Here is a 17,749-nt window from a genome sequence, read left to right as displayed (position 1 = left end):
AGAACATGGGGGAGTCTAGGTTGTTTTAATTCACTAAACCCATTGCCCTGCGACAAAACCGCTTGACCAAGCCCACTGGAAATTGTATCCACCAAGCCAACCCGAAACATCCATCACTTCGCCAATAAAATAGAGCCCTGAAACGCTCTTACACTCCATGGTTTTCGATGATACACAATCAGTATCGACACCGCCCAAAGTCACTTCAGCCGTTCTATACCCCTCGGTACCATTGGGTGCAACTTTCCAATTTTCGAGCAAGGAAACAATCGCTTCCTGTTCTTTAGGGGTCAACTGCTTTAAAGGCTTATCAATGAACTCTTTACGCTCAATAAGCACTTCAACTAACCGCTTAGGAAGGACCTTTGCTAAGGTGTTCTTCAAGCTTTGATTCGGGTGTTTTTCTCTCGATTCGATGAGTAACAGTTCGACATCATCATTAGGGATTAAGTTAATCGACACGCTTTGTCCTGGTTTCCAAAATGATGACACTTGCAGTATCGATGGGCCAGACAATCCACGATGAGTGAAGAGTAACGCCTCTTTAAAGAGTGTGCCATCTTGCGTGGTCACCTCGGTAGGAAGAGCAACACCCGATAGGCCGGCCAAATCATCTTTGTCTTTATTGTGCAGGGTAAATGGAACAAGGCCTGCGGTTGTAGGTATCACGGGTAAACCGAACTGTTCAGCAATCTTATAGCCGTATGGGGTTGCACCTAATTTGGGCATCGATAGCCCCCCTGTTGCCACCACTAATGACTGACATTCAATCACATCACTATCGATATCAAGGGTGAAGCCCGTTTCATTTTGTTCAACACGAGTGATGTTGGCTTGGTAACGCTGAGTGACACTATCGAGCTGGCACTCATCGAGTAACATGCGAACAATTTGTTTGGCGGAATCGACACAAAACAGCTGCCCGTGCTCACGCTCCTCAAACTCAATCCCATGTTTGCTGACCAAGGAAATGAAATCCCAGTTGGTATATTGGGAAAGCGCCGACTTAACGAAGTGTGGATTTTTACACAAGAAGTTATTAGCGGAAACATCATAGTTGGTAAAGTTACAGCGACCACCACCCGAAATCAGAATTTTTCGACCTGGCTTTTTTGCATGGTCAACCAATAGAACCGTTCGTCCTCTCTTGCCCGCTTCAGCAGCACACATTAATCCCGCTGCGCCCGCGCCAATAATAACGACATCAAATTGGTTACTCATGTTATTGCTCTTCTGTAATGGCTCGACAAATAAAAAAGGATGTGCAAAAGCACATCCTTACGATGGTATCGTATTCTAACTCCAAATAAACGGAATGCCAATTTGAAGTCTTGATTGATTCAATAACGAATCAAACCATAAAAGCGATCAGCAGCGTCACACTCAATAAACCACAAGAAAGAATAAAGAGCTCTCTTACTCGGTCACATTTGCCAGTAAACACTGGGTCATGATGATGATGATACTCTTTGGTTTTTAAGTAGCTATAAAGGCGAACTTGCTTGGTCATATTACCATGGGTGGTAAAAAACCCACCACCATCTACTTGCTGATAAAGCAAGGGATGAGCTTCTCGCATAATATAGATTAATGAACGCAGCGCCGTTAAGTATCGAACCACATTGAGCCCGGTCACTAATAGCAACGCTAATAAAATCGTGTCTCCACTGATCATCTTCTCCTCCCTACATCTTCTATCAATGCTTGAAAAGAAAAGACGACTCAGTGAATTGTCTTTTTGCTGATGTTACTCAGCAACAGCATCCATAATAGAAGATGAACCTTCTTTAGCTAGTACAGCTAGATCTTTGTCGATAAAGAACAGTGCCTTACCATCTTCACCCACTAACTCTAGCTTATCTAATATCCCTTTAAACAACTTCTCTTCCTCGTGCTGTTCAGCAACGTACCACTGCAAGAAGTTAAACGTTGAGTAGTCTTGATTAGTGAAGGCCACATGAGCAAGTTTATTGATTTTTTCAGTGATCATTTGCTCATGTTCATAAGTCAAACGAAACACGGCACCTAAACTTTCAAATTCATGTTGTGGCGCTTCAATGACACCAAGTATCGGCATTGCACCCGTCTCACTTACGTAAGTAAAAAGACGCTGCATATGCTGCATTTCTTCAACGGCATGACCTCGTAAAAACTCAGCCGCACCTTCAAATCCTTTGTCTTCACACCAAGCACTCATTTGTAAGTATAGGTTGGATGAGAAAAATTCTAGGTTTATTTGCTCATTCAATTGCTCAACCATGGCTTTTGGTAACATTTTTTTCCCCTATTTCAACTATCTAACTGCATTGACTAAATCTATTAATCAAACAATAACATGTTCATTACTCAATGTGGATATGAGATCACAACAGCAATAATCCTTATTCACTGATGCTAGAGTAATCCTATCCCAATAAAATAGGAGAGATCCAAATGAGCTATCAACATATCTTAGTCGCAGTCGACCTTTCTGAAGACAGCAAATTACTGGTTGATAAGGCCGCTGCACTCGCCAAACCTCTGAACGCTAAGCTTTCTTTTATTCATATCGATGTAAACTATGCGGAGCTTTATACCGGTCTTATCGACATCAATCTTGCCGAAACACAGCATCAAGCAATGGAATCGTCTCAAGCGCAATTACAAGAATTAGCGGATCATGCTCAATACCCAATTAAACACACCTTAATTGGAAGTGGGGATCTCAGTAATGAGCTATGCGACACCATCAATGAACACAACTTTGATTTGGTCGTGTGCGGGCACCACCAAGACTTCTGGAGTAAGTTACTCTCATCGACTCGCCAGCTTATCAATAGCTCTCCCGTCGATATGCTGGTTGTGCCGCTGACCGATTAAGCGATATTAGCGGGGTAGAACGTTCTATTTATAACCAATACCAATTAGGGTAAACTGCAGCTATCTTTTTGATAATGAATCTTATTTATGTTTTATCTTTCTGCCGTTACCCTACTTTGGGCATTTTCGTTTAGTTTGATCGGTGTTTATCTGGCCGGTCAGGTTGATTCTTGGTTCTCAGTCTGGATACGCGTTGCTTTAGCAAGCCTTGTGTTTATTCCTTTTACCCAGTTCCGGGGTGTCGCTAATACATTGAAATTGAAACTGATGTGTATTGGGGGCATACAACTTGGTCTTATGTACTGCTTCTATTACCAATCGTTCTTGTTGCTTTCTGTTCCTGAAGTCCTGTTGTTCACCGTTTTCACCCCCATCTATGTGACGCTGATTTATGACCTGCTTAAACAACGTTTTTCGCCCTGGTACTTAGTCACCGCAGCAATAGCGGTATCTGGGGCTGCTTTCATTAAATTTTCGGGCGTAAATGACAACTTTTTACTCGGATTCTTAGTGGTTCAAGGTGCTAACCTTTGCTTTGCGATCGGACAAGTCAGCTATAAGTATGTAATGGAGCAAGAAGCCACAGAGCTACCTCACCATTCTATTTTTGGCTATTTTTATTTTGGTGCCCTGTGTGTTGCGACCATCGCATTTGCTCTGATGGGCAATATCGATAATTTGCCTACCACCTCATTGCAGTGGGGCGTTTTGATTTATCTGGGTGTGATCGCTTCTGGTGCCGGCTACTTTCTATGGAATAAAGGGGCATGCCTTGTGAATGCCGGCGCTCTCGCCGTGATGAATAACCTCCTTGTCCCAGCTGGGCTTATAGTAAACATTGTCATTTGGAATCGAGATGTAGACCTTGTGAGTTTATCTATTGGTGGACTGATTATTTTGCTTTCACTGTGGGTCAATGAAACATGGGTAAAAAAGCGGGTTGAACAACAGGCTTAGATCCATACTGGTTGCCTGGGGAAATACGGAGTCGTTACTCTCTTGAAGACTTTATCTAAAAGCCGTGCCTAAAGTCTTATCTAAAAACCAGAAACTTAAAGCGCTCACTCATTTAGTGAGCGTTTTTATTGAGTAACGTGTCGTAACGGCTTTTATGCTTGTTATTTTTAGTCACTGATTTCTTTAGTCACTTACTGTATTAACTCATCGATGCCTTTACATAAACATCAAAGCGGTTCTTCTTGGTTTCTATCGCCATAGCGGGTTTTCTGTCACCTAGCCATGGAGCATAATCAGGGCGTTTTACCACCACTCGCTTAGTGGCAAGCGCCAAAGCGGGAGTTAATAAATCATCGGCATCATTGTCAGCCCCGACTAGCGACTGAAAAACACGCATCTCTTTTTTAACAAGTGCCGATTTTTTCTTATTCTCTGGATGTGGATACATAGGATCAAGATACACGATATCAGGTTGAACAAAGCTTTTGTCTTCAATTAGTGATGTTAAAGCATCGTGACTAGAGGCATGTATGAGTGACATTCTTTCTGTTACCCAATGTCCAATCTCACTGTCTTGTTTTGCTCTCGAGAGCCCATCATCAAGTAGTGCTGCAACAACCGGGTGACGTTCGACCATTTGAACCTGGCAGCCTAAAGACGCTAACACAAAGGCATCGCGCCCTAACCCCGCCGTTGCATCAAGAACCGTGGGGGTCGCTCCTTTATTAAGCCCTGCGGCTTTGGCTATTGCTTGTCCTTTTCCACCACCAAACTTACGACGATGACCAACGGCACCACCAACGAGGTCGACAAAAATGGCCCCCAGTTTGGGTTCGTCTAATTTGCGTAATTCTAAATGCTCATCGGTTAGCACCAACGCAAACATACTCGAGTTATCGTGTTTCAGCCTCCAGCGCTTGGCTAAGCCATCTAAGTTATCTTGTTGTGATGCGTCTTCGCAAATCAGTTGTAACTGCAAAGTTGGCTCCAGATGTCAGTCAGTAAATACAATATAATGAACGGCAGAAGTCTACCTGTTTTTCTCGGCGCTTTCTTGGGTTTCTATGACCATTGCATTAGTCATAATTTAGATCGATTCCAAGCTGCATTTTGATGTCATGGCAATATCAGACCACCCGGCTAAATAATGAAACAAAGTCATGACTCGGGGAAAGATGAAAATCGAGCATCAGCATGGAACAAGGAATGCAATCAATTGATAATAGTAACATCGCTGTTGATAAAATATACTAAGTGCGTTTCTCTTTTGTTCCTCACAATCGCGGTGATTAAATGCAACAAGCTAAGCTCGATGACCTAGACCGGGCCATACTCAAAACTTTGATGGAAGACGCTCGTAAACCTTACGCTGAAATGGCGAAAAGCTTCGATGTCAGCCCTGCCACGATTCACGTTAGAATTGAAAAGATGAAGTCAGCCGATATTATTCAAGGAACAGAGGTGATCGTTAACACCAAGAAACTCGGCTATGACGTTTGCTGTTTTATTGGAATAAACTTGAATGCGGCAAGAGATTATCATTCTGCGATTGCTAAGCTCAATGCACTTGAAGAAGTTGTCGAAGCTTATTACACGACTGGCGCCTACAACATTTTTGTCAAGCTTATGTGTAAGTCTATTGAAGAGCTGCAGTATGTTCTGATCGACAAGCTACAAGCCATTGATGAAGTTCAGTCTACAGAGACACTGATTTCTCTGCAAAACCCCATTAATCGCAATGTGAATCCGTAACGGCCCGTTATCTGTTGTACGATGTTCGAGATATTCTATAGCATTAAAAATGGCCTCACTAAAAAGTGAGGCCATTTCGATGAATCCATTAACGGAACAATGCGATTAACGAGCTAAATACGCTTTTAATTCTTCAGCGGAAATGCCTTGCTCGGCTAGCTGCTTGGCTAACGTTTCTACCTGCTCGCCTTTTCTTGACTCTATAACCTGTTGAAATTGAAAAACGATATCTTTTAGTACATCGATAGGAACCTGCTTAGCCGCACTACGAATACGCTCACCACTTTGGTTTCCCATCTCGTTAAGAATTTTACCAAACATGATTTTTTCTGGTGCATCTTCTAACTGTTCAAGAACTCGGGCCATCTCGTAAGTTGTCATCGACATTATTATTGGTTATCCAGTGCATAATATGTATTAATCGTAAGAGGTTAAATATACACCTGTTTTGACACTAATAACACATCATATTAACTATGTTCGGCTGATAACCTTACCTCATGCCATTTATGGCCTACCTTCGAACACAGCACGATTAAGCTCGGCGCAGTAAGCCAAAGAAGTAAGGTGATTAGCATTTCTGGTTCGAGTGATAATCTCTGCATAATACCGACTACGAGGCCAGATCCACTCATTTGAAACAGACCCAATAAAGCCGCTGCTGTTCCGGCTTTGTCACCAAACGGCGCCAACGCTTTACCCGCTGCTGCGCCTAGTACCCACGCAAAGCCGGCGGACGAAACGAAGATAGGTAACATAAAAGCGAATGGCGTTTGCTGACTTTGCATTGCTAGCATCATGACACCGGCAGTGTTGAGCATCACAACACCAATGACGATCGTCATTCTCGTGCCCAGTTTTTCCATACACTTCGGCGCTGTCATGCACGCGATAATGTTAACGACAGCATTCACCCCAAACCAAAAAGTAAACTCATCCATCGATAAGCCATACCTTTCCATCAGCACACCAGGAGCCGAAGTGACATAAGCAAGTATCACTGCCATCGCGAGCATACAAAGTGAGGCATGAAAAACGAACATTGGGTTTTTCAACACTTGAGCATATCGGCTCGGTTTGAATACCGCTTCTGTGGCTTTTCTTGGGTTTGTCTCTTTTTGATATAAAAAGAGAGCAACTCCAACCACTAACGCAAAGATAGCCATGAAAGAGAAATTGGATCGCCAGCCAAACTGCTGTGTTAGCCAGCTACCAAAAATTGGGGCAAGCGCAGGAATAAAACAGATCGCACCGTTTAGGTAACTGATCATTCTCCCACTTTTTTCTGCCCCAAACAGATCGCGAACAGTTGCAAAAGCAGCTACTGCGGTCGCACATGCGCCCAAGCCTTGTAGTAGCCTTGCTAGTAGCATCCACTCAATGGTTTGTGCGGCCCACGCCAAGCAAGCACTCAAACCGTAGATACTGACACCGACTAATGCAACTGTTCGACGCCCGTGTTTATCTGCTAAGGGGCCAGCAAAGAGTTGCCCCACTCCCATAGCAAACAAAAACCATGTGATTGTGTCCTGAATTCGAGTCGGTTCCACGTGAAACGTTTCCGCCATAAGAGGAAATGCTGGAAGATAGATATCGATCCCCAATGGGCTAAACAGCACTAGCATTGTCAGTAGTGCCATTTGTAATCTTTTAGGCGTATCGAGTTGAGACGTATTCACTGTATATACCGATCATATTATTGAATTGGCGAGAGTGTATCGCATTCATGTTATTCGTCTTAATGGTATATACTCATACCTAATATTCCCAAATGGAAAATCACATTGTCGATTGAAGCGTTAGCCCGCATAGACCTAAACCTATTGGTTTGCCTAAATATCTTAATTGAAGAGCGCAGCGTCACTCGGGCTGCACAAAGATTGTGTCTCAGTCAGTCCGCAGTCAGTAAATCACTATCCAAGCTTCGCGAGCAATTCGAGGACCCTTTATTTGTTCGAACCTCACACGGCTTAAGACCGACAGCAAAAAGCCAATACTTAAAGCCACGCTTGGAAAACCTCATCCATCAACTGGAAAGCATCACACAACCTCTCGATTTCTGTCCGAATACCAGCGAATATCGATTTCATATTGCTGCTGTGGAAAGTGTCTATCCGTTAATTTTACCGCACTTCATGCCTATTGTTTTTCAACAAGGGCCGAATCTCAATATCTCGACACACTCGTGGGACGATCAGACGTTTAAGCGGCTTCAACTGGGCGAATTGGATATTGGTATTACCGGTAAAGATATCGACATTAATGATGCGAAGTTGACGATGCTACCACCTAGCGACATTGCCGAGCTAGAAATCTATCAAGACGTTCAGATGTGTGTAGTACGTAAAGATCACCCCGTATTGACTAGCCCATGGGGTATCGATAACTATCTAGCATTGCGTCATGTTCAAGTCCGCTGTGATGGCAATGATCGATGGCTGCTTGATTATCGTCTTGCTGATCTTGGAAAAGAGCGAGATATTGCCATCACCGTGCCTGACTTTAATAGTGCCGCGAGTTTATGTACTTATACTGATTTTGTCTTTACTGCACCTAGCCACTTTACCTCTCTGATTGCGAAACAGCTCGATCTCGTTGAACTGCCTCTACCTCTTGAATTTCCCGCAATGGCCTATACTCTTTTTTGGCATAAAGACAGAGAAAATGACCCTGCATTGATGTGGTTGACGAATATCATAAAAGAAAAGACTCGTTTACTTAGATAAATTGCACGCTGTGAACGATTGCAGCATTTGCCTAAAAAGAGTAGCTTACTAATCTTTGTTGCCTATTTTGTAACAACCTAAGAATAGCGCTAACAACCTAAGAATAGCGCTAACAACCTAAGAATTACCGGAACAAACTAGAAAAGTAACCACCTAAAAGTCGTATTGGCTTATGCCGCACAAACTAATAAGGAACATTTTTGATGCATCAATCTACTTCTGAGCGTGTTCAAGCACTAAGAAACTGGCTCTCCGAACACAACTATGACGCCATCATCATTCCTCATGAGGATGAATATCTTGGGGAATACATCCCTGCTCATAACGAACGATTGCATTGGTTGACCGGTTTTACGGGTTCCGCGGGTTGTGCTGTCATCACCCCGACTAAAGCCGCTATTTTTATTGATGGCCGCTACACGGTTCAAGTGCGCAGCGAAGTACCTGATAGTGTCTTTGAATACCGCCACCTTATCGAAGAGCCTGCGTTAGATTGGATCAGTCAAAACCTCGATGCACAAAGTAACGTAGCTTTCGATCCACGAATGCATACAAGTGCTTGGTTGAGTGCGGCTCAAGATAAGTTGGCTAGCCAATTCTCGCTATCTGCTATTTCAACCAACCCGATAGACGATTTATGGCATGACCGTCCTACCGCGGTTTGTTCAGTAGCGAGATTAATGTCTATTTCACTTGTTGGACAAACAAGCGAAGACAAACGAAAGGCAATGGCAGATAAAATTACCGCGATGGGTGCAGATTGTGCGGTCATTACCGCTTTAGATTCGATTGGTTGGATACTGAACATTCGTGGTTTAGACGTATCGCGTTTGCCTGTTCTACTTTCTCATGTGATTTTATATTCTGATTCTAGCCTCGATTTTTTCTTTGACCAAACTCGACTTCCAGACGAATTCACTTCTCATGTTGGTAACAATGTCAACGTGCGAAAGCCGAGTGAACTTGCCGATGTTTTGGGTTCTATGACGAGTAAGAAGGTCCTCATTGACCCGGCTACCAGCAACGCTTGGTTCACTCTTCAGTTGCAAAACTCAGGGGCTCATATTATCTCTGCATCGGACCCTTGTTTACTTCCTAAAGCGCAAAAGAACAGCGTCGAGATTGCGGGAATGAAAGCGAGCCACATTCGAGATGGTGTGGCTATGGTGAACTTTCTCTGTTGGCTAGATAAACAAGTAGAGAAAAGCAATCTACTAAGCGAAGCTGAACTCTCGGACGAACTACAGCGCTTTAGAGAACAAGACCCAACCTTGGCAGATCTAAGCTTTGATACCATATCTGCCGCGGGTGGTAACGCAGCCATGTGTCACTACAACCATAAGAACCAAGCCCAACCTGCAAACCTCACCATGGATTCGCTGTACCTGGTTGACTCAGGTGGTCAATACTCCGATGGCACGACAGATATCACCCGTACCATTGCAATCGGGCAGCCTTCCTCAGAGATGACTAAGCAATTTACTCTGGTACTTAAAGGACATATTGCCATTGCTAGAGCGCGTTTTCCCGTGGGGACTTGTGGTTACCAACTGGATACACTAGCGCGACAACATTTATGGGCAGAGGGTTACGACTATGACCACGGGACGGGTCATGGTGTAGGTCACTTCTTAAGTGTTCATGAGGGGCCACAAAGTATTTCCAAAAGACCGATAAATGTACCCTTAGTAGACGGTATGGTTCTTTCTAATGAACCAGGCTACTATCGTGCAGACGCATTTGGTATCCGTATAGAGAATCTAGAATTGGTCACCAAGATCGAATCTAATGGTGACTTGCCTCTGTTAGGGTTTGAATCTCTCACGCGTTGCCCAATCGACTATCGCAACATTGACACCGACATGTTAACTCGCCCAGAACTCGCCTGGATTAATGAATACCATCAAAAAGTTTGGGATGAATTGAATTCTTTAGTAGAAGGTGACGTTAAAGCTTGGCTTAAGAAAGCAACTCAAACGTTATCTCATGACTAATATCGCTAACATCAACTGTTCTATTTTTAGGTTAATATGATTAAAAATGGCTACGAATTCGTAGCCATTTTTTGTTTCACGTGAAACAACTCAGCGCTTGCAATGTACTTTAACCAGAATAGCCGCTATGCCAATCTTTCCAAACGGGGTCAAAACCTCGACTCCTAATCATAGTGGCAACAGCATTGGCGCTGCGCTCATCACTGATTTCAAACTGCTCTAATTCTATATCCTCCAAAGCATACCCTCCTGGTTGAGTCTTTGACGCTGCTGACATCGTAGTGATCCCCAGAGGAAGTACATTATCTCGAAATATCGCTGATTCGCGTGTAGAAAGAGACAACTCAACTTCAGGATTGAGGATCCGATACGCACAGATTAATTGGACTAACTGTTTATCCGACATAATAGACTTGGGCTGAAGACCCCCTTCACACGGTCGTAAACGTGGAAAAGAGATCGAGTAACGTGTCTGCCAGTAAGTCTTTTCAAGGTAATCTAAATGAGCCGCGACGTAAAAACAGTCTGTACGCCACTCTTCTAAACCGATCAGAGCACCAATACCAATCTTATCAATTCCCGCCTTGGCTAATCGATCTGGGGTCTCGAGTCGAAAGTTAAAATCCGTTTTGTTACCACGTAGATGATGTTGCGCGTAGGTAGATGGGTGATAGGTTTCTTGGTAAACCATGACCGCATCCAAACCCAAACACTTTAGTTCCTGATAATCTTCTTGGGCTAAAGGCTGGACTTCCATAGCTAAGTAACTAAACCGTTCCTTAATCGAGGGTAAAACCTGCCTAAAATAGTTCATTCCGACCTTTGTTTCGTGCTCCCCGGTGACCAGTAGTACACTATCAAATCCCATCTTTTTGATAGCCTGTGTTTCAAGTGAAATTTCGTCGATATCGAGTGTGCGTCGCTTAATTCTGTTCTCCATAGAGAAGCCGCAATAGGTACAAGCATTAGCACACAAGTTTGAGAGATACAGCGGAATATAAAGCCCGATAGTATTGCCAAACCTTTGTCGAGTAAGCATCAAAGATCGTTGTGCCATCTGCTCTAAGTAAGGTTCTGCCGCAGGAGAGATAAGCGCCTTAAAGTCATCTAAATTACACCTTGATTTGCTTAGTGCTCGCTCAACGTCTCGCGATGTCTTGGCATTGATCGACAGAGTAATATCATCCCAATCAAGCTTGCTGAACTCATCTACAAAACTCATCATTAACCCTCTAACTAGAATGTGTCATCTAAAAAAGACGTCAATGGACTAGAGGCAATTGCGTGAGTAGCAACACTTGCTAAACCAGAACAATAAGCCGCTCTGCCCGCTTCCACCGCGTATCGGAAAGCCGTCGCCATAACTTCCGGATGACTTGAAGCAGCAATCGCGGTGTTCACTAGCACGGCATCAGCACCAAGCTCCATTGCAAAAGCAGCATGCGATGGTGCGCCTATTCCAGCATCAACAACAACAGGAACCGTCGCTTGATCGATAATGATTTCTAAAAAGTCTTTACTGGCTATCCCCTTGTTTGAACCAATCGGAGAACCCAGCGGCATAACCGCAGCACAGCCCACCTCTTCTAGTCGTTTACACAGAACAGGGTCAGCATGGCAATAAGGGAGAACAACAAAGCCATCTTTGACAAGCTGTTCTGCTGCAATTAGCGTCTCGATAGGGTCAGGCATTAAATACTTTGGATCCGGATGAATTTCCAATTTCAACCAGTTTGTCCCAATCGCTTCTCGTGCCAGGTGCGCAGCAAAAATGGCATCTTTTGCATTTTTCGCACCTGAGGTATTAGGAAGAAGGTTTACTCCAGCTTCGACTAACGGGTCCAAAATGTCGTCTTGACTCGCGCTAATATCGACACGCTTCAATGCCATTGTCGCTAGCTCAGATCCTGATGCCTTTATCGATTCAACCATCGAGTGTTTATTGGAAAACTTACCTGTTCCGGTAAATAGGCGCGAACTAAAGGTTCTATCGGCGATAACCAACTGGTCATTGGTAAGAATCATAACCTAACCTCCCGCTATGGCTTGAAACAATGAGATTGAATCGTTGTTCTCTAGCAAAGTAAATTTCCACCGATTCCTCGCTACAATCGTATTATTGATTGAAAACACGCAGCCATTATCTGGCAACGCCAGGATTCTAATCACATCCTCAAGCGTTGAACCCTGCTGAATCTGAGTCACCTTGCCATTGATTTCTATATCTACTTTACTCGCTACATCCAATTTGCTCATAAGGTTACCTCTTTAGCTATAACACAATCAGTCGTTCCATTTGGGTTCGTGGATTCTTGTCCACAAACCGTACACGATGTGTCTTTCTCTAGTGTTAAGCTCTGCCAGTGAAAGGTTTTGCCATCGAATAGTTTTAGCTGCTGGGTTGGGCACTCAAACCGGCCTAACGCTAACTTTTGAATGGCCGCGAGTGCTTGTAAATTACCAACAGTGCCAACGACAGGGCCGATGATACCCATATCAGCACAACGTCTAGACTCACTGACATCTTGCTTTGGGTACAAGCATTGGTAACAAGGGGACACGTTGGGAAAATCAAAGACAATAAACTGCCCCTGCCAACCTATTGCGGCGCCAGAAATCAACGGTTTTCCTTGTTGAAAGCAGACTTGGTTAATCAAGTGACGACTCTCAAAGCTGTCCGTACAATCAAGAATCACATCTGAAGCAGCCACTTCATTAGAAAGCTGCTCTTCACCTAGTCGCTCTGTAATTGCACGAATACTGCAATCTGAGTTAAGAGAAAGAAGCTGCCGTTTCATGGCCGATGATTTGTTCGATGCGATATCCCTTTCACGATAAGCCACTTGGCGCTGTAGGTTACTTTTTTCGACCACATCGTCATCAACAATAACGAGTTGACCAACACCCGCACCTACAAGATAGAGTGCCGCTGCACTGCCTAGCCCACCACACCCAAGTAGTAATATTCGTGAGTTTTTTAAATTAAGCTGCCCTTCTTCTAGAAAATCTGGAAGGCAAATCTGACGGTGATAATTGAGAAATTCCCTATCCGTTAGCATTATTAACCTCCACAGCAAGCGTGCTTTCACTAAGGGTATCGACTTGTGTGCGGTCATCAGTAAACTGTCTTGATTGCATCAAGTAAGTAAATGAGTCTATAACGGCTTCAGGGTTGTCAACCTCTGTAATCGCTCGAACGACAGCAAGGCTTGAAACACCGCATTTCCATACGCTGCTCGCGGTATTTTGATCAATACCACCAATGGCCACCGTAGGGTAACCAGTAACACCGCTGGAGTAAGGTATGGTGTCGATGAGTGATTGGTATAGTGACAGGCGTACTAAGCCTTGCGGTTTCGACGGCATTTTTTTTGTCGTGGTTGGAAATATATGACCGAGGGCAATGTAGCTTGGGTTAATCTGAACAATCCGTAGTAGCTCGTAATAACCGTGAGTTGATAACCCTAGTCTCAAGCCGGCCTTAGCGAGTAGATCGAGATTAGACTGTTGGATATCTTCTTGACCTAAATGAACGCCATACGCACCATACTTTATCGCCAGTTTCCAATGATCGTTGATAAACACTTGCGCGCCATAGCGCTCACCAAGTTGAATTGATTCGGCAATTTGTTGCTCTAGATCCAATTGGTGAGGGTCTTTGATTCGAAGCTGTATTGTCTCGATCCCTAGTGGCAACAATCGACTTATCCAGCTAACATCATCGACAACGGGGTAAAGCCCTAGACTTTTCTTTTTTACTCCCTCAAACGAGATACTTGCTCCCTCAGAAGCCCACCCCACCGAGACCAGTAATCTAGAATCTTCAATGATCGGGACTGGAAAATCTTGATAATCACTTGGCCATGTTTCACGTGAAACGTCTGAGTTAAGAGCAGCGCGCGCCAAAACAAAGCAATCCTCAGCGGAGAAATCGAGTGCTTTAGCGGTTATAACCCATGCGAGATGCCATTCAAATTCATCGACAGTACGCTGATACTTAATCGCCTTAATCGATCCCTCTTCATCGATGACAGAAGATAGCTGACCATTAAATACAGATAATATAGATTTCAACCGCCATGCGTCGATGAAATTCGACTCGTCGCCAATCCCAATGATTGCCATGTTGTCAGCTTGGTGAAGTGCATCACCGGATTCTCGGACACTAAGGTTTGAGTTATAACGAATAAATAAGTCGGGAATTAATAATTCTGACGGATCTACAAAATCAAGATCCTCAGAATGACGAACAGCCCGAATGTGGAATGGATCTGATTCACCAGACAAAATGAATAACTGAGTTGGGCTCACACCCAACTCAATATGGCGAATTCCAAATCCCTCTTTTTCTGCTATGAGTAAGCAGCGTTGCACTAAACCTGTCAGTTCAATGTACTGAGATGGGATAAGAACTTTCAATGGCTAGCCCTCTAATTCAGGCTGAACTTCGCCTACTGCTGGATGATACAGTTCCGATCCAGTGGCCAAAAACTCTTGAGATTTACGGCGCATTCCTTCTAGTGGGTCATCCAACATCTTAATCTCAATGGCTTGGTCTGCGGCGACTTGCTTTGAATCTTTAGCGTATTCACGGACTTCTTGAGAGATCTTCATTGAGCAGAACTTAGGGCCACACATAGAACAGAAGTGAGCGACCTTTCCAGATTCTTGAGGCAAGGTTTCGTCATGAAATGACTTCGCTGTATCCGGGTCAAGAGAGAGATTAAACTGATCTTCCCAACGGAATTCAAACCTTGCTTTAGACAATGCGTTATCACGAATTTGAGAGCCGGGGTGACCTTTTGCTAAATCTGCAGCATGAGCGGCCAACTTATACGTAATCAACCCTGTCTTTACATCTTCTTTATTAGGCAGCCCAAGGTGTTCCTTTGGTGTGACGTAACACAGCATTGCGCAGCCATACCAGCCAATCATCGCAGCACCAATACCTGACGTAATATGATCGTAACCCGGTGCTATATCGGTCGTCAGTGGTCCCAATGTATAGAAAGGCGCCTCATGGCAATGCTTAAGCTGTTCATCCATATTCTCTTTGATCATATGCATTGGAACATGCCCAGGACCTTCAATGATGACTTGAACGTCATATTCCCAAGCTACTTTGGTTAGCTCGCCCAGAGTACGTAATTCCGCAAACTGCGCTTCATCGTTAGCGTCTGCAATCGAACCTGGACGTAATCCGTCGCCAAGCGATAGAGAGACATCATACTTAGCACAGATCTCACAGATTTCTCGGAAGTGCGTATAAAGGAAGCTTTCCTGATGATGCGCCAAACACCACTTAGCGATGATTGAGCCCCCTCGAGAAACGATGCCTGTGACCCGCTTTGCTGTCATCGGGACATAACGTAACAGCAAACCAGCATGAATAGTAAAGTAATCGACACCTTGCTCTGCTTGCTCTATCAATGTATCTCGCATGACTTCCCAGTTAAGGTCCTCTGCGACACCATTCACTTTTTCGAGCGCTTGATACATTGGAACTGTCCCTATAGGAACCGGACTATTACGAAGAATCCACTCACGAGTTTCGTGAATATTACGACCAGTAGAAAGGTCCATCACAGTATCCCCGCCCCAACGAGTCGACCAAACCAATTTTTCTACTTCTTCTTCAATAGATGAACTCACTGATGAGTTACCAATATTCGCGTTCACTTTAACCAAAAAGTTACGCCCAATAATCATTGGCTCCGCTTCTGGGTGGTTAATATTTGAAGGGATGATCGCTCGTCCTTCTGCGACTTCCTTTCTAACAAATTCTGGTGTTATCTCTTTTGGTAAGTTGGCACCGAAGTTATGTCCAGGATGCTGATGGTTCAATTGCTCATCAGCAAACTTCTGGCGGCCCATGTTTTCACGAATGGCAATGTACTCCATCTCTGGAGTGATTATCCCCTTACGAGCGTAATGGAGCTGTGTGACACAACAACCATCTTTAGCCTTACGTATTGCCGGAAGGTTACCATAACGAAGATCATCGAGTGTATCGTCTTCTAATCGCTCTTTTGAATAGACAGAGCTTACACCGTCCAATAACTCAGTATCGTTCCGTTCTAGTATCCAATCAGTACGAAGTTTTGGTAGTCCTTGGTACAAATCGATATCGTGTGTCGGATCGGTGTAAACACCTGACGTATCGTAAACATGAATAGGTTCATTAGGTTCAAAGATAGGTTCGTCTTTGCTTCCGCCAACCAGGCTGTCAGCGAGTGTAATCTCTCGCATTGGAACTCGAATATCACTTCGTGAACCTTCGATATACACTTTGTTAGAATTTGGATATGGTTGGACGGAGAGCGTGTTGATAAAGTTTTGCGCTTCCAATCTATTTTGTTTACGGCTCGACATAGCATTCTTCCTTTAATAATGGATATAAATGCTTGACGGAAAAGATGCTACAAGAGGAACTGCCACTAAAATTAGAGACAGTTGAAGGATATAAAACGAGAATAGATCTAGTTTGGTATCTTTCTCTTGTTCCCTTCGCAGGTATTAGCCTGATCAGGTTCAACGGATCCCGAGTTAACGGTCTCAGCCTTTTGGCACTCCGACAAGTAGAAAGCATTATAAGTAATCAGATTGTTGAAACCAAGTTAATCCGATTAAATTTTAGCTAATCGTCATTAAAACTAACTTTTTATGATTAATTGAAACCCTACCCAAGCGGCGGTTACGCTCAAAGCAACATTAAGTAGCATATTGAGGCCAGCTTTGAAAAATGCCCCCTGTTGCATTAAAAAAACATTATCCATTGAAAAGGTTGAGAAGGTGGTTAAGGCACCTAAAAAGCCAAGACCTATAATTTGACGCCATGGCTCGGTTGGCAAGCTTCCATTTTCAAACGCAGCAACTAACACGCCCATTGCTAACGAACCAATGACGTTTACAGTTAATGTCCCATAAGGGAATCCACGTCCAAATAAAGTCGCGCAAAATTCACTTACTAGATAACGTGAACAGGCACCAAAGGCTCCGCCCAACGCTATAAATCCCAAAATAGAAAATTGACCCATAAATCCCCCACAATAAATATCGGACTATTGTAATCAATTAGGATCAATTTACGAATTGAAATCCTTAAATACGGACTATTCATATTAAGTTAGATTTAAAAGGTTACAGGAGTCACTTCTATAGATACCAGAGTAGAAGACAAGAAAGATATAATATTTCTCTAGGGGTATAAAATGGCAAAGATTGAGAGATCTGAACTCGAATATATGCAGCTTTATACTCGGAATATAAATGTCTAAAAAAAGCTCTAGCATTTCTGCTAGAGCCTTAAATATGGCAGGGGTGGAGAGATTCGAACTCCCAACACGCGCTGTTTGCAGATTAGGGGAATCCGCTGCTTTCTATCGACTAGATAACAAAAAAGCTCCAGCATTTCTGCTAGAGCCTTGAATATGGCAGGGGTGGAGAGATTCGAACTCCCAA

18 protein-coding genes and 1 riboswitch are annotated in these 17,749 nt (G+C 43.7%); of the genes, 5 read left to right on the top strand and 13 right to left on the bottom strand.

Annotated elements, in window-relative coordinates; genetic code table 11:
• Positions 1–33: 33 nt before the first annotated feature.
• The 3 genes from A1QO_RS04005 to ftnA all read right to left on the bottom strand — a co-directional run bounded on the left by A1QO_RS04005 (position 34) and on the right by ftnA (position 2,275).
• Complete coding sequence (locus A1QO_RS04005; protein ID WP_017034628.1) at positions 34–1,221, bottom strand: NAD(P)/FAD-dependent oxidoreductase; 1,188 nt, start codon at positions 1,219–1,221, stop codon at positions 34–36.
• A gap of 130 nt (positions 1,222–1,351) precedes the next feature.
• Entirely contained in the window at positions 1,352–1,675 is a 324-nt protein-coding gene (uspB, locus tag A1QO_RS04000) for a universal stress protein UspB (RefSeq protein ID WP_017034629.1), read from the bottom strand.
• Between the two features lie 72 nt (positions 1,676–1,747).
• Entirely contained in the window at positions 1,748–2,275 is a 528-nt protein-coding gene (ftnA, locus tag A1QO_RS03995; protein WP_017034630.1) for a non-heme ferritin, read from the bottom strand.
• A gap of 158 nt (positions 2,276–2,433) precedes the next feature.
• Between ftnA and uspA the strand changes: the two genes are divergently transcribed.
• On the top strand, positions 2,434–2,859 hold the full coding sequence (gene uspA / locus A1QO_RS03990; RefSeq protein ID WP_017034631.1) for a universal stress protein UspA: 426 nt from the start codon (positions 2,434–2,436) through the stop codon (positions 2,857–2,859).
• An 87-nt stretch (positions 2,860–2,946) separates the two neighbouring features.
• Positions 2,947–3,816, top strand: coding sequence for a DMT family transporter (locus tag A1QO_RS03985; RefSeq protein WP_017034632.1), 870 nt, complete (start codon positions 2,947–2,949; stop codon positions 3,814–3,816).
• 199 nt (positions 3,817–4,015) lie between these two features.
• Here A1QO_RS03985 and A1QO_RS03980 read toward each other — a convergent pair whose 3' ends face one another.
• Positions 4,016–4,795, bottom strand: a complete 780-nt coding sequence (locus A1QO_RS03980; protein WP_017040774.1) for a class I SAM-dependent methyltransferase — start codon at positions 4,793–4,795, stop codon at positions 4,016–4,018.
• A gap of 314 nt (positions 4,796–5,109) precedes the next feature.
• Here A1QO_RS03980 and asnC point away from each other — a divergent pair, with 314 nt between their 5' ends.
• A complete protein-coding gene (gene asnC, locus A1QO_RS03975; protein ID WP_017034634.1) occupies positions 5,110–5,568 on the top strand; it encodes a transcriptional regulator AsnC in 459 nt (152 codons plus the stop codon).
• Positions 5,569–5,673: 105 nt separating this feature from the next.
• Here asnC and A1QO_RS03970 read toward each other — a convergent pair whose 3' ends face one another.
• Both A1QO_RS03970 and A1QO_RS03965 read right to left on the bottom strand, forming a co-directional pair.
• On the bottom strand, positions 5,674–5,955 hold the full coding sequence (locus A1QO_RS03970) for a hypothetical protein (protein ID WP_017034635.1): 282 nt from the start codon (positions 5,953–5,955) through the stop codon (positions 5,674–5,676).
• Positions 5,956–6,038: 83 nt separating this feature from the next.
• Positions 6,039–7,208: a multidrug effflux MFS transporter gene (locus tag A1QO_RS03965; protein WP_017038203.1), complete on the bottom strand. Its 1,170-nt coding sequence runs from the start codon at positions 7,206–7,208 to the stop codon at positions 6,039–6,041.
• Between the two features lie 144 nt (positions 7,209–7,352).
• Between A1QO_RS03965 and A1QO_RS03960 the strand changes: the two genes are divergently transcribed.
• Both A1QO_RS03960 and A1QO_RS03955 read left to right on the top strand, forming a co-directional pair.
• Positions 7,353–8,294 carry a LysR substrate-binding domain-containing protein gene (locus A1QO_RS03960; RefSeq protein WP_017040775.1) on the top strand — a complete coding sequence of 314 codons (942 nt, stop codon included), beginning with the start codon at positions 7,353–7,355 and terminating at the stop codon, positions 8,292–8,294.
• Positions 8,295–8,497: 203 nt separating this feature from the next.
• Complete coding sequence (locus tag A1QO_RS03955; protein WP_017040776.1) at positions 8,498–10,288, top strand: aminopeptidase P family protein; 1,791 nt, start codon at positions 8,498–8,500, stop codon at positions 10,286–10,288.
• 109 nt (positions 10,289–10,397) lie between these two features.
• On the opposite strand, the gene thiH is transcribed toward A1QO_RS03955, so the two are convergent.
• From thiH to crcB, 7 genes are all read right to left on the bottom strand, one after another.
• Positions 10,398–11,510: a 2-iminoacetate synthase ThiH gene (gene thiH, locus A1QO_RS03950; RefSeq protein ID WP_026026654.1), complete on the bottom strand. Its 1,113-nt coding sequence runs from the start codon at positions 11,508–11,510 to the stop codon at positions 10,398–10,400.
• Between the two features lie 14 nt (positions 11,511–11,524).
• A complete protein-coding gene (locus tag A1QO_RS03945; protein ID WP_017034640.1) occupies positions 11,525–12,313 on the bottom strand; it encodes a thiazole synthase in 789 nt (262 codons plus the stop codon).
• Between the two features lie 3 nt (positions 12,314–12,316).
• Positions 12,317–12,544, bottom strand: coding sequence for a sulfur carrier protein ThiS (thiS, locus tag A1QO_RS03940; RefSeq protein ID WP_017040777.1), 228 nt, complete (start codon positions 12,542–12,544; stop codon positions 12,317–12,319).
• Positions 12,541–13,347, bottom strand: a complete 807-nt coding sequence (locus A1QO_RS03935; RefSeq protein ID WP_017038206.1) for a HesA/MoeB/ThiF family protein — start codon at positions 13,345–13,347, stop codon at positions 12,541–12,543. The genes thiS and A1QO_RS03935 overlap by 4 nt, the downstream gene beginning before the upstream one ends.
• A complete protein-coding gene (locus A1QO_RS03930) occupies positions 13,334–14,707 on the bottom strand; it encodes a thiamine phosphate synthase (RefSeq protein WP_017040778.1) in 1,374 nt (457 codons plus the stop codon). The genes A1QO_RS03935 and A1QO_RS03930 overlap by 14 nt, the downstream gene beginning before the upstream one ends.
• Before the next feature lie 3 nt (positions 14,708–14,710).
• Positions 14,711–16,660 carry a phosphomethylpyrimidine synthase ThiC gene (thiC, locus tag A1QO_RS03925; protein WP_017038207.1) on the bottom strand — a complete coding sequence of 650 codons (1,950 nt, stop codon included), beginning with the start codon at positions 16,658–16,660 and terminating at the stop codon, positions 14,711–14,713.
• Between the two features lie 113 nt (positions 16,661–16,773).
• Positions 16,774–16,872, bottom strand: a riboswitch (TPP riboswitch).
• A 69-nt stretch (positions 16,873–16,941) separates the two neighbouring features.
• Entirely contained in the window at positions 16,942–17,325 is a 384-nt protein-coding gene (crcB, locus tag A1QO_RS03920) for a fluoride efflux transporter CrcB (RefSeq protein ID WP_017034646.1), read from the bottom strand.
• Between the last annotated feature and the right edge of the window lie 424 nt (positions 17,326–17,749).

The sequence above is a fragment of the Vibrio genomosp. F10 str. ZF-129 genome, from assembly GCF_000287055.2.
GTDB lineage: Bacteria > Pseudomonadota > Gammaproteobacteria > Enterobacterales > Vibrionaceae > Vibrio.
This window is presented reverse-complemented; position numbering and strand designations above follow the sequence as displayed.

Excerpts from the sequence above, each read along its gene's own strand:
- uspA (WP_017034631.1), top strand. The coding sequence starts at position 2,434 with ATGAGCTATCAACATATCTTAGTCGCAGTCGACCTTTCTGAAGACAGC.
- uspB (WP_017034629.1), bottom strand. The coding sequence starts at position 1,675 with ATGATCAGTGGAGACACGATTTTATTAGCGTTGCTATTAGTGACCGGG.
- A1QO_RS03955 (WP_017040776.1), top strand. The coding sequence starts at position 8,498 with ATGCATCAATCTACTTCTGAGCGTGTTCAAGCACTAAGAAACTGGCTC.
- A1QO_RS03945 (WP_017034640.1), bottom strand. The coding sequence starts at position 12,313 with ATGATTCTTACCAATGACCAGTTGGTTATCGCCGATAGAACCTTTAGT.
- ftnA (WP_017034630.1), bottom strand. The coding sequence starts at position 2,275 with ATGTTACCAAAAGCCATGGTTGAGCAATTGAATGAGCAAATAAACCTA.
- crcB (WP_017034646.1), bottom strand. The coding sequence starts at position 17,325 with ATGGGTCAATTTTCTATTTTGGGATTTATAGCGTTGGGCGGAGCCTTT.
- thiC (WP_017038207.1), bottom strand. The coding sequence starts at position 16,660 with ATGTCGAGCCGTAAACAAAATAGATTGGAAGCGCAAAACTTTATCAAC.
- A1QO_RS03935 (WP_017038206.1), bottom strand. The coding sequence starts at position 13,347 with ATGCTAACGGATAGGGAATTTCTCAATTATCACCGTCAGATTTGCCTT.
- A1QO_RS03970 (WP_017034635.1), bottom strand. The coding sequence starts at position 5,955 with ATGTCGATGACAACTTACGAGATGGCCCGAGTTCTTGAACAGTTAGAA.
- A1QO_RS04005 (WP_017034628.1), bottom strand. The coding sequence starts at position 1,221 with ATGAGTAACCAATTTGATGTCGTTATTATTGGCGCGGGCGCAGCGGGA.
- thiS (WP_017040777.1), bottom strand. The coding sequence starts at position 12,544 with ATGAGCAAATTGGATGTAGCGAGTAAAGTAGATATAGAAATCAATGGC.
- A1QO_RS03965 (WP_017038203.1), bottom strand. The coding sequence starts at position 7,208 with ATGGCACTACTGACAATGCTAGTGCTGTTTAGCCCATTGGGGATCGAT.
- asnC (WP_017034634.1), top strand. The coding sequence starts at position 5,110 with ATGCAACAAGCTAAGCTCGATGACCTAGACCGGGCCATACTCAAAACT.
- A1QO_RS03985 (WP_017034632.1), top strand. The coding sequence starts at position 2,947 with ATGTTTTATCTTTCTGCCGTTACCCTACTTTGGGCATTTTCGTTTAGT.
- thiH (WP_026026654.1), bottom strand. The coding sequence starts at position 11,510 with ATGAGTTTTGTAGATGAGTTCAGCAAGCTTGATTGGGATGATATTACT.